Consider the following 639-nt stretch of genomic DNA (forward strand, 5'->3'; position numbering starts at 1 on the left):
AAATTGTCCCGTGGCAAATCTTGGTTTCCTTAAGGGTCGATGCCTTCTGATCCTGCCCACGGTCAGCCACATAGAGCGCTGAAAGGTCCTCAAAGGTTACTGCAGGAGCTGTTACAGATAAGGACACAGGAACGCTCGCTACTGACTTCACGGGTCGCGTAGAGCCGCCCACAGGGCCTGAGCGGCTATCATGCAATCCGCCCCACATCTGCGTAACGTCACCTTCACGTCCTGCCTCAAATAGCTCCACTGAGACCAACCGGAAGTGTTCCTTCAGCTTGCTCCAAGAGGCGTCTGGGTTCTCCAAGTGAAAGGTCCTGACAAAGCCCGAGAGCAGCTCTACGGCATCCAAAGCCTCCCTTCTGTTGCTAGTCTTCAGGGAAACCGAAGCGAGATCAGTGGTGCTGCCTGTAGCCCTGAGACGCATGTAGTAAATCCCGTTGCGCCTGAAGTGATACGGCTTGGCGAGCCTTGTGGCCGGCCTCTCGGGAAACGTAAGACTTGAAACAGTGTTTGATACAGCAGATCGAACTGCAAGGATGTTCATGGCGGTTAGCCCCCGTATTCATTGGGTTAACCTTTCTTTCCTTCTAGTTCTGGATGTACTGTCGCGAGGACCTGAGGAAGCTCAAGCGGATC

At 54.0% G+C, this 639-nt stretch carries 1 pseudogene; it reads right to left on the bottom strand.

The window, feature by feature from the left end:
* Positions 1 to 547: pseudogene (locus AC1DRJ_RS31390) on the bottom strand (hypothetical protein); the annotation flags it as partial.
* Positions 548 to 639 lie beyond the last annotated feature (92 nt).

It is taken from the genome of Pseudomonas sp. P5_B2 (genome assembly GCF_056400445.1).